The sequence below is a fragment of the Kitasatospora sp. NPDC004289 genome (assembly GCF_053602875.1).
This window is the reverse complement of the sequence record NZ_JBSGEL010000131.1, coordinates 1-12,014: the sequence shown is the minus strand read 5'-3', so window position 1 is coordinate 12,014 and position 12,014 is coordinate 1. Positions and strand designations below refer to the sequence as shown.

14 protein-coding genes are annotated in these 12,014 nt (G+C 75.2%); 7 read left to right on the top strand and 7 right to left on the bottom strand.

Features of this window, described 5'->3' with window-relative positions; genetic code table 11:
• Together ACWEPF_RS38825 and ACWEPF_RS38820 are read right to left on the bottom strand one after the other, a co-directional pair.
• A partial coding sequence (locus ACWEPF_RS38825; protein WP_452176365.1) for a sensor histidine kinase occupies nucleotides 1–1,299 on the bottom strand: 1,299 nt, incomplete at its 3' end.
• Nucleotides 1,296–1,952 carry a response regulator transcription factor gene (locus ACWEPF_RS38820; RefSeq protein ID WP_452176364.1) on the bottom strand — a complete coding sequence of 219 codons (657 nt, stop codon included), beginning with the start codon at nucleotides 1,950–1,952 and terminating at the stop codon, nucleotides 1,296–1,298. The genes ACWEPF_RS38825 and ACWEPF_RS38820, both read right to left, overlap by 4 nt.
• 154 nt (nucleotides 1,953–2,106) lie before the next feature.
• On the opposite strand from ACWEPF_RS38820, the gene ACWEPF_RS38815 reads away from it, so the two are divergent.
• Genes ACWEPF_RS38815 through ACWEPF_RS38800 form a run of 4 tightly spaced genes read left to right on the top strand, consistent with a single transcriptional unit; the run spans nucleotide 2,107 to nucleotide 5,706 of the window.
• A complete protein-coding gene (locus ACWEPF_RS38815) occupies nucleotides 2,107–2,640 on the top strand; it encodes a hypothetical protein (protein WP_452176363.1) in 534 nt (177 codons plus the stop codon).
• A 2-nt stretch (nucleotides 2,641–2,642) separates the two neighbouring features.
• Nucleotides 2,643–3,743, top strand: coding sequence for a peptidoglycan-binding protein (locus ACWEPF_RS38810; RefSeq protein ID WP_452176362.1), 1,101 nt, complete (start codon nucleotides 2,643–2,645; stop codon nucleotides 3,741–3,743).
• Between the two features lie 29 nt (nucleotides 3,744–3,772).
• Complete coding sequence (locus ACWEPF_RS38805; RefSeq protein ID WP_452176361.1) at nucleotides 3,773–4,468, top strand: ABC transporter ATP-binding protein; 696 nt, start codon at nucleotides 3,773–3,775, stop codon at nucleotides 4,466–4,468.
• Nucleotides 4,465–5,706, top strand: coding sequence for an ABC transporter permease (locus ACWEPF_RS38800; RefSeq protein ID WP_452176360.1), 1,242 nt, complete (start codon nucleotides 4,465–4,467; stop codon nucleotides 5,704–5,706). Before ACWEPF_RS38805 ends, ACWEPF_RS38800 begins: the two co-directional genes overlap by 4 nt.
• A 56-nt stretch (nucleotides 5,707–5,762) precedes the next feature.
• Here the strand turns inward: ACWEPF_RS38800 and ACWEPF_RS38795 are convergent, their stop codons facing one another.
• Nucleotides 5,763–6,989 carry a cytochrome P450 gene (locus tag ACWEPF_RS38795; RefSeq protein ID WP_452176359.1) on the bottom strand — a complete coding sequence of 409 codons (1,227 nt, stop codon included), beginning with the start codon at nucleotides 6,987–6,989 and terminating at the stop codon, nucleotides 5,763–5,765.
• An 86-nt stretch (nucleotides 6,990–7,075) separates the two neighbouring features.
• Complete coding sequence (locus ACWEPF_RS38790) at nucleotides 7,076–7,279, bottom strand: ferredoxin (protein ID WP_345288121.1); 204 nt, start codon at nucleotides 7,277–7,279, stop codon at nucleotides 7,076–7,078.
• Between the two features lie 104 nt (nucleotides 7,280–7,383).
• On the opposite strand from ACWEPF_RS38790, the gene ACWEPF_RS38785 reads away from it, so the two are divergent.
• Nucleotides 7,384–7,902 (top strand): hypothetical protein, encoded by a 519-nt coding sequence (locus tag ACWEPF_RS38785; RefSeq protein WP_452176358.1) that lies wholly within the window; start codon nucleotides 7,384–7,386, stop codon nucleotides 7,900–7,902.
• A 17-nt stretch (nucleotides 7,903–7,919) separates the two neighbouring features.
• Here ACWEPF_RS38785 and ACWEPF_RS38780 read toward each other — a convergent pair whose 3' ends face one another.
• A complete protein-coding gene (locus ACWEPF_RS38780) occupies nucleotides 7,920–8,363 on the bottom strand; it encodes a hypothetical protein (protein WP_452176357.1) in 444 nt (147 codons plus the stop codon).
• A gap of 38 nt (nucleotides 8,364–8,401) precedes the next feature.
• Complete coding sequence (locus ACWEPF_RS38775) at nucleotides 8,402–9,250, bottom strand: SDR family NAD(P)-dependent oxidoreductase (protein ID WP_452176356.1); 849 nt, start codon at nucleotides 9,248–9,250, stop codon at nucleotides 8,402–8,404.
• A 129-nt stretch (nucleotides 9,251–9,379) separates the two neighbouring features.
• Between ACWEPF_RS38775 and ACWEPF_RS38770 the strand changes: the two genes are divergently transcribed.
• The gene (locus ACWEPF_RS38770) at nucleotides 9,380–9,994 is read left to right on the top strand and encodes a TetR/AcrR family transcriptional regulator (RefSeq protein ID WP_452176355.1); all 615 of its coding nucleotides are present in this window, start codon (nucleotides 9,380–9,382) and stop codon (nucleotides 9,992–9,994) included.
• A gap of 22 nt (nucleotides 9,995–10,016) precedes the next feature.
• Here ACWEPF_RS38770 and ACWEPF_RS38765 read toward each other — a convergent pair whose 3' ends face one another.
• Nucleotides 10,017–10,952, bottom strand: coding sequence for a LysR family transcriptional regulator (locus ACWEPF_RS38765; protein ID WP_452176354.1), 936 nt, complete (start codon nucleotides 10,950–10,952; stop codon nucleotides 10,017–10,019).
• 134 nt (nucleotides 10,953–11,086) lie between these two features.
• Between ACWEPF_RS38765 and ACWEPF_RS38760 the strand changes: the two genes are divergently transcribed.
• A partial coding sequence (locus ACWEPF_RS38760) for an MFS transporter (RefSeq protein ID WP_452176353.1) occupies nucleotides 11,087–12,014 on the top strand: 928 nt, incomplete at its 3' end.

Below are 12,014 nucleotides of genomic sequence, written 5' to 3'. Positions count from 1 at the left end.
GCCGATTCCCGACAGGGGGCGCACCTCCAGACAGGTGGGGGCTGGTGGGGCGCTCGAGAGGTGAGACAGATATGCCCCAACGGCCTGCACACGGACGGTGAGCCCTCCGCCGGGGCGTGCGGTGGCGGTGACCGTGCCGCCGTGCGCGGCGGTGACCGCCTCGACCACCGCCAGGCCGAGCCCGGAACCGCCCGCGCCCGCGCCCGTGCCCGCGCCCGTGCTCTGGGCACGGCTCCGGCCTCGGTGGAACGGCGTGAAGAGCGCCGGGACCTCCTCCGGGTCGAGCACCGGCCCGGTGTTGGTGACCGTCAGGAGGGCGGCTCCGTCGGCGGATCCGGTGCCGAGCTCCGCGGTGCCGCCCGGGTGGTTGTGCCGGACGGCGTTGGCCAGCAGGTTGAGCACCAGCTGGTGGAGCAGCTCCGGGTCGCCCTCCAGCGGCGCCGGGTCCGGGGAGACGGTCAGCGCCACCCCGGCGGCGCCGGCCTCCTCGGCCAGCTCACGGGCCGCCGCCGAGGCGGCGTCGGCCAGGTCGGTGCGCCGCGGGTGCAGGGTGCCGCTCTCGCCCCGGGCCAGGGTCAGCAGGGCCGAGATCAGGCTCTCGGTACGGGCGTTGGCGGCCAGCGCGCGCTCCACCGCCGGTCGCAGGCCGTCCGGTACCCGGCCCTGGGCGAGCGGGATCTCCAGCGCGGTGCGCTGCACGGTCAGCGGGGTGCGCAGCTCGTGCGAGGCGAGCGCGGTGAACCGCCGCTGCGCGGTGAAGGCGCGGCCCAGCCGGTCGAGCATGGCGTCGAAGGTGTCGCCGAGCTCGCGGATCTCGTCGTACGGCCCGTCCAGCGCGAGCCGCTCGTCCAGGCTGCGGTCGGCGCTGATCCGGCGGGCGGTGGCGGTGACCTGGTGCAGGCGGGCCAGCGAGCGGCGTCCGGCCCACCAGGCCAGCAGCGCGGCCAGCAGGGTGAAGACGGCGAGCAGCAGCAGGGAGCGGGTCAGCAGGTCGGAGAGGATGGTGTTGCGGAAGTCGTCGAAGCCCTGGGCCGGGGTGGTCAGGGCGGCCGGGGTGCTGCTCCCGGACGTCGGGACACCGCCCTCGGGCGCCGGGAAGCCGGTCTCCGGGGAGGGGACGGGCGTCGCGGGCTCCAGGGGCAACGGCCTCAGCAGGTCCCGGTTGGCCTGGATGAGCTGACGGGCGCTCAGCAGGTTCAGCGCGAGCATCCCGCAGCCGAGCACCGCGAACACCCCGGTGGTGACCAGGGCCAGCCGGCCGCGCAGCGGCAGCCGGCCGGGCCTCCCGGGGCGCTTCACAGCCGGTACCCGAAGCCGGGGTCGTGCACGATCAGCGGTGGGTCGCCGAGCTTGCGGCGCAGCGCGTGCACCGTGACGCGGACGGCCGTGGTGGCCGGGTCGACGGCGGTGTCCCACAACCGCTCCCGCAGGTCCTCGGTGGCCACCGGCGCGCCGTCGGCGGCCAGCAGCTCCTCCAGCACGCCGAGCTCACGCGGCGTCAGCTGCAGCGGCCGGCCGTCCCGTTCGGCCACCCGCCGAACGGTGTCGAGGCTGACGCCGCGCCGGCTGAGCACCAGCGGGGCGCGGTTGGCGGCCGTGCGGCGGCCCAGCGCCCGCAGCCGGGCGACCAGTTCGAGGTAGGAGAAGGGCTTGGCCATGTAGTCGTCCGCCCCGTGGCCCAGGCCCTCCACCAGGTCGGAGAGCGAGCCGGCGGCGGTGAGCATCAGGATCCTGGCCGGGTGCCCGGCGGCGGCCAGCGCCCGGCAGACGGCGTCACCGCCGAGCGCGGGCAGGTCGCGGTCGAGGATCACCACGTCGTAGTCGGCCTCGCCGGTCCGCCGCAGCGCCTCCAGGCCGTCGTGGGCGACGTCGCAGAGCATGCCCTCGCCGCGCAGCCCCTCGGCGAGCATCGCGGCCAGCTCCCGTTCGTCCTCGACAATCAGCACCCGCATGACCCGTCCCGCTCCGTTCTCCCGCTTCCGGCCCCTGGGCCCCCAGCCTGCCGGGCCCGGCGTTAGCCGCCGGTTAGGCGCGCAGTCACCGGTGCCTCACCGCGCGGCCCGTAGACCTGGTGGAGGTCATCCGAGACAGCCAGGGAGAGTGGACATGGAGAGCATTTCGAGGAGGGGCGTCCGGTGGATCGGCGCCGCCGCTGCCGTGGCGGTGCTGCTGACGGCCGGCTGCTCGTCGGGGAGCGCCGCGCCCGAGGTCGCCGGGGCCGGCGGCTCGGGGCGGGCGAAGCCGCAGGACGACGACCAGGTCCGCCGGGCCTGGGTGGACTGCATGCACAAGCAGGGGCAGACCGGTGTCGAGCAGGACAAGGACGGCAACATCGGCTTCCCCGCCGCGCGCACCGACACCGGCCTGCCGGACGGCTACGAGACCGCGACCCGGATCTGCGACGAGAAGGTGCCCGGCATCCACCAGGTGCAGCAGGCGAACAAGGCCAAGTTCGTCGAGATGGGCCGCAAGTGGGTGGCCTGCGTGCGGCAGAACGGCTACCCCGACATGCCGGACCCGGACCCGAAGGACGGGATCGTGGTGATCCCGCGCGCGGTGTTCGACGCCACGAAGTGGAGCGTGGCGGGCAAGGCCTGTGACGAGCGGTTCCCGATGCCCGGCTACCGGATCGGGGAGTGAGCGTGGGACGCGGGGAGGAGGCCCGCGGGCGGCGCCGGCTGGTGGTCCCGGTGCTGGTGGCCGTGGTCGCGGCCGGCGGCACCGCCGCCGCGCTGGGTGTGCCGTGGGAGCGCGGCGGAGCGGCCGCCGGGCCGGCCGCCGTGGCCTTCGACCTGGTGACGGTCGAACAGGGATCGCTGTCCAGCAGCATCCAGCTCACCGGGACGCTGGTGCACGACGCCCCCGTGCAGGTGGCCGCCGCCGGCAAGGGCGTGCTCACCGCGCTGCCCGCCGTCGGCGCGGTGGTCAGGGCGGGGGAGCGGCTCTACGAGAGCGACGGGCAGCCGGTGGTGCTGATGACCGGTCAGCGCCCGCTCTGGCGGGACCTGGGGCCGGAGGTGCCCGAGGGGCCGGACGTCGAGCAGCTGAAACGCAACCTGATCGACCTCGGCTTCGCCAAGGGGCTCGGCCTGACCGCCGACCGGAAGTTCACCCCGGACACCGCCACGGCCGTGAAGCGCTGGCAGAAGTCACTGGGCGTCAGGGAGACCGGCACGGTGGCGCTCGGCAGCGTGGTCATGCTGCCGGAGAAGGCGGTGCGCATCCAGCAGCTCGGTGCCCAGCTCGGCTCGGCCCTCGGCAGCGGCCCGGTCCTGACCGTGACCCGCACCGACCTGGTGGTCACCGTGCAGCCCGCCGAGAACCAGGTCTCCCGGTTCAAGCCCGACGGGCGGGTCCGGATCAGGCTGGCCGACGGCTCCACCGTCGACGGCCGGGTCCGCTCGCTGGTGCGCGGCTCGGCGGGCGGAGACGACAAGGCGGGCGGGGGCGCCGACGGACCGGGGGCCAAGACCACCGCCACCCTGGTGCTGGACGGCCAGGAGAAGGCCCAGCAGGCCGGGCCCTCGCCGGTGACGGTCAGCGTGGTCGGCGACACCGCCGAGCACGCGCTGATCGTCCCCGTCACCGCGCTGCTCGCGCTGGACGGCGGGGGCTACGGGGTGCGGGTCTCCGAGGGCGGCGCCACCCGGCTGGTCCGGGTCCAGCTCGGGCTGATCGCCGACGCCAAGGCCCAGATCACCGGGGACGTGGCGGCCGGTGCCCAGGTGGTGATCCCCAAGTGACGTCCCGGACGGATGAGTTCACGCATCCCGTGCTGGAGCTGTCCGGTGTGGTCAAGGAGTACCCGGGCGCTCCGCCGCTGCGGGTGCTGCACGAGGTCGACCTGAGCGTCGAGGCCGGTGAACTGCTCGCCGTGGTCGGCCCGTCCGGCTCCGGCAAGTCCACCCTGCTGGCCCTGCTCGGCTCGCTCGACCGGCCCAGCTCCGGCCGGCTGCGGTTCGAGGGCCGCGACCTGGCCGGGCTCTCCGAGCCCGAGCTGGCCGCGCTGCGGGCGCACCGGATCGGCTTCGTCTTCCAGCAGTTCTTCCTGCTGCCCGGGCTCAGCACGGTGGAGAACGTGGCCACCGGCCTGCTGTACGGGGGCGCCCCGGCGGCCGAGCGTCGGGCGCGGGCGGTGGAGACGCTCCGCTCCGTCGGCCTCGGCCACCGGCTGGACCACCACCCGGACCAGCTCTCCGGCGGTGAGCGCCAACGGGTCGCCATCGCCCGGGCGTTGGTCGGCCGCCCGGCCCTGCTGCTCGCCGACGAGCCCACCGGGGCGCTGGACAGCGCCTCCGGGGAGGGCGTGGTCGAGCTGCTGCGGACCCTGAACGCCGACGGCACCACGGTCGTGGTGATCACCCATGACCGCGAGCTGGCCGCCTCCTTCCCCCGGCGGGTCGGCATCCACGACGGGCGGATCGCCTTCGACGAACGCGGGCCCGCGAGGGCCGGAGGTGGCGCGTGAAGCCCCGTCAGGAACCCCGTCGGGAGCCGCGTCAGGCGACCCGTCAGGACCCGGGCCGACGGCGGGTCAGGCTGCGCCCCGTCGACCTGCTCCGGCTCGGCATGATCGGGCCGCGCACCCGGCGGCTGCGGACCGCGCTGTCCGCGCTCGGCATCGCGCTGGGCATCGCCGCCGTGGTCGCGGTCACCGGGATCTCCAGCTCCAACCAGGAGCACCTGCTGAGCAGGCTGGACCGGCTCGGCTCCAACCTGATCACCGTGACCCCGGGCAAGGGCAGCGACCAGCGGCCGGTGCCGCTGCCGCCCACCGCCGAGACGATGCTCGCTGCGATCGGCCCCGTCCAGCAGGTCACCGCGACCGGTGCCACCCGGGCCGAGGTCTACCGCAACGACCTGGTCCCGCCCCAACAGACCAACAGCATCACGGTGTTGGCCGCCCGGCTGAACCTGCTGGAGGTGCTGCACGCCACCCTTGGCAGCGGGCGCTGGCTGGACCCGGCTGCGGAGCACCTCCCGGTCACCGTGCTCGGTGACCGCACCGCAGAGCGGCTCGGCGTGAGGGCCCCGGGCGAGCGGGTCTGGCTGGGCGGCCAGTGGTACACCGTGCTCGGCGTGCTGGCGCCGAACGAGCTGGCGCCCGAGCTCGCCACCACGGCCCTGGTCGGCTGGCCGCAGGCGGTCGCCCACCTCGGCGCGGACGGCACCGCCGCCACCGTCTACCTGCGCTCGCACCCCGAACGCGTCCCGCAGGTCCAGGCCGTGGCGGCGGCCAGCGCCAACCCGGCGAGCCCGGCCACGGTGGCGGTCAGCCGCCCCTCGGACCTGCTGGCCGCCCGGGCCGAGACCCGCTCCGCGCTCACCGGCCTGGTCCTGGCGCTGGCCGCGGTGGCGCTGCTGGTGGGCGGGGTCGGCATCGCCAACACCATGGTGGTGGGCGTGATGGAGCGACGGGGCGAGATCGGACTGCGGCGGGCGCTGGGCGCGCGCGGCGGCCAGATCGCGGCGCAGTTCCTGCTGGAGGCGGTACTGACCGGCTTCGTCGGCGGCGTAGGTGGCCTGCTGCTGGGCGGCCTCACCGTGTACGGCTACGCACTGGCCCAGGGCTGGCCGGCCACCGTCCCGCCCTACACCCTGCTCGCCGGGCCCGCGGTGGCGGTGGCGGTGGCCGCGGCTGCGGGGATCTACCCCGCGCTGCGGGCGGCGCGGGCCTCGCCCACGGAGGCGCTGCGCTCGGCGTGAGTGCCGCTGCCCGGGCCCTCGCCGGAAGGCGGGCCCGGGCAACGGCGGGTGACGGCTCACCAGGCGACGGGCAGCTCCCGCAGGCCGTGCACGGCGGAGGAGCTGCGGAACTCCAGCTCCTCGTAGGGGACCGCCAGCCGCAGACCGGGCAGGCGGCGCAGCAGGGTGGGCAGGGCGATCCGCAGCTCGATCCGGGCCAGCGGCTGGCCCAGGCACTGGTGCACGCCGAAGCCGAAGGCGAGGTGGCGCCGGGCGTCCCGGGTGATGTCCAGGGCGTCCGGCCCGGTGAACAGCTCCTCGTCCCGGTTGGCGGTGGAGAGCATGCAGAGCACGCCCTCGCCGGCCCGGACCAGGGTGTCGCCCAGCTGGACGTCGGCCAGCGCCACCCGGGGCACCCCGTGGTGCACGATGGTCAGGTAGCGCAACAGCTCCTCCACCGCGCTGTTGGTCAACTCCGGCTCCCTGCGCAGCCGTTCGGCCTGCTCCGGGCTGCGCAGCAGGGCCAGGGTACCGAGCGCGGTCATGTTCGCGGTGGTCTCGTGCCCGGCCACCAGCAGGAGCAGGCCCATCGAGGCGGCCTCGGCGGTGGTGAGCTCGCCGCGTGCGACCAGACGGCTGATCAGGCTGTCGTCCGGGGTGCGCCCCTTCGCCTCGGCGAGTTCGGTGAGGTAGCCGGTCAGCGCGTCCACGGCCGCCGTCACCTCCTCGGGGGTGGCGGCCAGGTCCAGCAGGCTGCGACTGTGCCGCTGGAAGAAGTCGTGGTCCCGGTACGGGACGCCGAGCAGCAGGCAGATCACCAAGGAGGGGACGGGGAGGGCGAATTCGGCCACCAGATCGGCCGGACCGCCGCCGGCGGTCATCCGGTCCAGCGCCTCGTCCACGATCCGCTGGATCTCGGGACGCATCGCCTCCACCCGCTTGATGATGAACTCGCCCGTGAGCATGCGGCGTTGGCGGGCGTGCTCGGGGTCGTCGAGGCGGATGAAGCTGGGCGTGGTGCGGGTGGTGATCTCCCGCCGGCCGGGGGAGAGGAAGGGGAAGCCCGGGTGCCGCGCGTCGGCGCTGAAGCGCGGGTCGGAGAGGGCGGTGCGGATCTCCTGGAAGCCGGTCACCAGGTGGCAGGAGGTGCCGTCCCAGAGGCGGGCCTCGGAGACGGGGGCGAGGCGGGAGGCGTCCCGGTAGGCGGGCAGCGGGTCGAAGGGGCAGCGGCCGGGGGCCGCGGGCAGCTCGGTGGGGGCGGGGCGGGCGTGGCCCTGCGGCGGCGCGGGGGTGTCGATGCTCATGGTGCGGCGCTCCTTCCAAGGTCCAGCGGGGGTGGCGGGGACGGGCGGCGGCTCGGGGCCGGGCTGCGGCTTGGGGCCGGGCGTTCTCAGGCCTGATCGTCCGTCAGGGTGATGGCCCCGCCCGGGCACAGCGCGGCGGCGAGCCGGACGGCCGGGCGTTCGGCGGGCCCGGGGGCCGGGTCCAGCAGCTCCACCAGGCCGTCGTCCTCGCTCTGGTCGAAGACGGCGGGGGCGGTCAGCACGCACTGGCCGGAGCCGCAGCACCGGTCCTGGTCAACGGTCACCTGCATGGTGGGCACCTCGGTCGCTCTCGTGAATCGGTTTCCCTAGGCAACCAAATCACTCTAACTCCACGTTCATCGCACACGAAGGTCCGGCGCGCTCCGGGGCGGAAATGGCGGAAAACCGCCCCTGGCACGGGGCTTGGGGCCGGTGTCACCGCCCGTGCCTACGATGGCGGCGTCCGGCCCCGAACCCCAGGAGACCTCCGATCGCCGCCGACCTCGCCACCCTGATCCGGGGCGCCCTCGACCTTCTGGCCCGTCCCGAGCTGCACCCCCGCGAGCTGGACCCGTACGCCACCAGCACCGTCGACGTGGCCGGCCGCCCGAGCGTCTGCCTGGTGTCGGCGTCGGCGCCGGGCGGGCCGGTGGTGGTCTGGTCGGCGATGGGCGCGTACGAGGAGTGGATGGCAGCCGGGCTGGCGGGCCCGTACCTCGCGCTGCACCTGGAGCCCGACTCCGGGTACTTCCACCTCGGGCAGCCGGCCCTGGTCCGTGAGCGCGGGCATCTGCGGCTGGTCGCCGAGCTGGTGCCGGAAGCGCTGGCGTCGGAGCGGGAGTTGGCGGCGGCGCTGGAGGTCTTCCTCGACCGCCAGCGCCGCGCGCACGAGCTGCTGCGCGCCCTCGGCTGAGCGGGGTGAGCGCCCCGTCAGGCGCGGGCGGTGGCGTTCGCCCGAAGGTGTGCGAGCAGGGCGGGCACGTCGTTGCCCGGGTCGCCGTCGCGGGTGAAGGCGGTCATCGACTGGAGGGCGGCGCGGGCCAGGCCGCCGTTGCCCGCCGGGGTGTCGGGTACGGTCCTGGCCCAGCTCGCCAGCAGGTAGGACCACTGGATCAGCAGGCGGGAGGAGACGCCCTTCTCCAGCGTCGCGAGCTGGGACTCGCGCTCGGCCGGCGGCCGGTCGGCCAGGCGCAGGGCCTCGGTGAGCAGCAGTTCCAGCGCGTAGGCGCTGTACCGGGCGAGCAGCACGGCGAGGGCCGGCTCGCCCTGGCCGCCCCGGGCCAGGGCGGTCAGGGCCCGGTCGTCCTGCTTCCAGGCGGCTTCCAGGGCGTTGACGGCCCGCAGCATCTGATCCGGCGTCATGTCGGGACTCATGGCCGCACCGTAGCTGCTGCTGGGGTGGTGTCCTGTGGTCAGCTCACCCAGGTGCGGGTCATGTCCTGGACCGCGGAGCCGTCGAGGTCGGCCAGCTTGGGCGCGGTGAAGTCCCGGGCCCACTGCGAGGTCTGCAGGCGGAAGGCCGGCCGCTCCTCGGTCAGGGCGGCCAGGATCGGCTCGGCCGCCTCGGCCGGGGACTGGGCGTTGGCGAAGGAGGTCTGGGTGCGGGCGAGGTAGGCCTGGAGGGCGGGCGCGTAGGGGCCGGCCGCGGCCAGTGCGGCCGGGACGTCCAGCCCGATGTTGGCGACGAACTCGCTGGCCACCGCGCCCGGTTCGACCACGGTGACGCCGACGCCCACCGTGGCGGCGACCGGGGCGAGCGACTCCATGAAGCCCTCGACCGCGAACTTGGCCGCGCAGTACGCCTCGTTGAAGGGCTGGCCGACGATGCCGCCGACACTGGTGACGGTGACGATCCGGCCGCCGGAGGCGCGCAGGTGGGGGAGGGCGGCGTGGGTGGTGGTCACCACGCCGAAGAAGTTGACCTCCATGGTGGCCCGGACGGCGTCCACGCCCATCTGCTCGACGGTGCCGACCCCGGCGGCACCGGCGTTGTTGACCAGCGCGTCGAGGCGGCCGTACTCGGTGATCACCTCGTCCAGGCAGGCGGTGACGCTCGCCGGGTCGACCACGTCCAGGCGCTTGATCCGGATCCGCTCGGCGAGCCCCTCCTCGGCGGCCGCCTTGAGCAGGGGCTCGGCCTTGCCGGTGTCGCGCATGGTGGCGATGACGGTCCAGCCCGCCCGGGCGGCGCCGAGCGCGGCGGCCAGGCCGATGCCGGAGGAGGTGCCGGTGATCAGGACGGTCTTCTCGGTGGTGGTCATGGGGCCCTCCAGCGGGACGGGGTCGGGGCGGCAGGGGCGAAACGGGGAACTCCCCGGTTCCATTCGAAGGTAACCGGAGGACTCCCCGTTTGTCCAAGTAGACTGATGACCCGACGAAAGGAACCACCCGTGCCGAGCCAGCCGAGCCAGCCCGCCCCCCTGCGGGCCGACGCCCGCCGCAACCGGGAGCGCATCCTCGAAGCGGCCGTCCGCGCCTTCGCCGAGCAGGGCCCCGACGTGCCGCTCGACGCCATCGCCAAGGCGGCCGGCGTCGGCTCGGGCACCCTCTACCGCCACTTCCCCCGTCGGGAGGAACTGGTCGAGGCGGCCTACCGCAACGAGCTGGCCCGGGTCTGCGACAGCGCCGCCGAACTGCTGGACGCCTACCCGCCGGACCGGGCGATGCGGCTGTGGATGGACGGGTTCATCGCGTACCTGACCGCCAAGCAGGGCATGGCGGACGCGCTGCGCGCCGCCGTGGCCTCCGGCGCCGACCCGTTCGCCGAGACCCTGGAGCGGCTCGGCGGCGCGATCGACTCGCTGCTGCGGGCCGGGGCCGAGGCGGGGCTGCTGCGCTCGGACGTCGAGGCCTTCGACGTCGGCCTGAGCCTGACCGGCGTCGCCCAGCTCACCGGCACCCCCGGTCAGGCGGAGCGGGTGGGCCGGCTGCTCGACCTGCTCCTGGACGGGCTGCGGTACGGGGCCCGGGCGGACCGCGGGGATCGAGGGGACCGCGGGGTCTGACGGCGGGTCAGTGCCGCGCGGGTCAGCGGCGCGGCGTCCAGGAGGGGGTCCAGGTGCCCGGGGCGTCGTGGCCGGGGGCGGTGGCGGCGAGGTGGGTGCGCAGGGCGGCCAGGGCCGGGTGCGGGTTGTCGCGGTGCCAGAGGAAGGAGTGCGGGTAGACCGGCGTCGGGTCGGTGACCGGGATGCGGCGCAGGTCGTGCCCGGCGGGCCAGATCAGGCGGGTGTGGCCGCCCATGAAGGTGGCCAGCGCCGGGGTGTCGGCGATGGTGTCGAGGAGGGCGTCGGAGCCGAAGTTGGGGCCGGTCGCCTCGATGGTGAGGCCGAACTCCGCGGTCAGCTCCGCGTAGTAGGCGGCCCACTCGCTGCCGGGCAGCAGGCCCGGCATCCAGATCCGGTGCGCGGCCAGCTCGGCGAGCGTCACGGACCTGGCGCGGGCCAGCGCGTGGTCCGGGCCGGTGAGCAGGTGCAGCGGCTCGTCCAGCACCCGGACGGAGCGGAGCTCCTCGGGCAGCGGGTGCCCGGGCGCGGCCACCGCGCGGAACGACCCGTCGAGCGCCCCCGAGCGGAGCGCGGCCACCGCCTGCTCGACGTCCAGCAGCATCAGCACGTCCAACTCGGTCTCCGGGTGCGTCTCGTGGAAGCCGCGCATCAGACCGGAGCCCGCGCCGCGCGAGTTCAGCACGTCGATCCGCAGCGCCCGGTGGCCGGTGCGGACGGAGGCCAGCGCGCGCTCGGCGGCGCGCAGCAGCTCGCGGGCGTGCGGGAGGAAGGCCCGGCCGTCGATGGTCAGCTCCGCGCCGCGCGGGGTGCGGGTGAACAGCCGCACGCCGAGGCTGCGCTCCAGTGCGGCGATCCGTTTGGAGACGGCCTGCTGGGTGAGCGTCAGCTCGTCGGCGGCCTCCTGGAACCGGCCGGAGTCGGCGGCGGCCACGAAGGTCCGGACGGTGTCGAGGTCCATGGTCCGCCACTGTACGGGAACAACCTGTGGTTGTGGCTGGTGGCCGGATCGTTGTTTGAACTCCGAGGATCCCGAGAGATTTGATGCCGGAGGTCGCCTGCCGGTTGTGGCGGGCCGGGGGAGGGTGCGAGCTGATGGGGCGTCGGTTCGGGTGGTTCCTGGGTGCGTACGGCGCGAGCGCGCTCGGCACCTGGCTGGCCTTCGGCGCCTTCCCGGCGATCGCGGTCGGGGTGCTGCACGCCGGCCCGGCCGAGGTCGCCCTGCTCTCCTCGGCGGCCGCGCTGACCGGAGCCGCGGCGGCGCTGCCGCTCGGGGCGTGGGCGGAGCACCGGCGCAGGCGGCCGGTCCTGGTGGCCGCGGACCTGGTGCGGTGCGGCGCGCTGCTGACCGTCCCCGCCGGGTACGCGCTCGGCCTGCTCACCCTGCCCTGGCTGCTGGCCGTCGCGGCGCTGCTGGCGGCGGCCGAGACCACCTTCCGCGCGGCCTCCGGCGCGTACCTGCGCGAGCTGCTCCCGGGTGGCGAGCTGCTGGCCGCCAACTCCCGTCTGGAGGCGGCTTCCTGGACGGCTACGGCGATCGGCCCGCCGCTCGGCGGAGTGCTGGCCGGGCTGCTGGGGCCGGTCGCGACGGTGACGGCCGATGCGGTGAGCTACCTGCTCTCGGCGCTGGGGCTCGCGGCGTCGGGACGTCCAGGGCCCGGGGCGGAGCCGAGGGTGGAGCTGAGGGCAGCGGCTGGGACCGGGGCCGGGCGGCGGCGGGAACTGTTCGACGGCTGGCGGCTGATCCTCGCCGACCCGGTGCTGCGGCCGCTGCTGCTGCACACCGCCCTCTTCAACGGGCTGGTCACCGCCACCGAACCGCTGCTCGCCGTGCTGATGCTCGGTCAGCTCGGCTTCGCCCCCTGGCAGTACGGCCTCGCCTTCGCGCTGCCCTCCCTCGGCGGCCTGCTCGGCGCCCGGCTGGCCCGCCCGCTCGCCTGTGCTCAAGCCATCCGTCGACGGCCTTTTCGATCGTGTTTCGTATGGAGTACTTGGCAGTCACCCCGAGCCGCTCACTGGCGGG

What these genes read in the sequence shown, in the direction of transcription:
- ACWEPF_RS38820 (WP_452176364.1), bottom strand. Translation starts at nt 1,952, where the DNA reads ATGCGGGTGCTGATTGTCGAGGACGAACGGGAGCTGGCCGCGATGCTC.
- ACWEPF_RS38815 (WP_452176363.1), top strand. Translation starts at nt 2,107, where the DNA reads ATGGAGAGCATTTCGAGGAGGGGCGTCCGGTGGATCGGCGCCGCCGCT.
- ACWEPF_RS38795 (WP_452176359.1), bottom strand. Translation starts at nt 6,989, where the DNA reads ATGAGCATCGACACCCCCGCGCCGCCGCAGGGCCACGCCCGCCCCGCC.
- ACWEPF_RS38790 (WP_345288121.1), bottom strand. Translation starts at nt 7,279, where the DNA reads ATGCAGGTGACCGTTGACCAGGACCGGTGCTGCGGCTCCGGCCAGTGC.
- ACWEPF_RS38785 (WP_452176358.1), top strand. Translation starts at nt 7,384, where the DNA reads ATGGCGGAAAACCGCCCCTGGCACGGGGCTTGGGGCCGGTGTCACCGC.
- ACWEPF_RS38780 (WP_452176357.1), bottom strand. Translation starts at nt 8,363, where the DNA reads ATGAGTCCCGACATGACGCCGGATCAGATGCTGCGGGCCGTCAACGCC.
- ACWEPF_RS38775 (WP_452176356.1), bottom strand. Translation starts at nt 9,250, where the DNA reads ATGACCACCACCGAGAAGACCGTCCTGATCACCGGCACCTCCTCCGGC.
- ACWEPF_RS38765 (WP_452176354.1), bottom strand. Translation starts at nt 10,952, where the DNA reads ATGGACCTCGACACCGTCCGGACCTTCGTGGCCGCCGCCGACTCCGGC.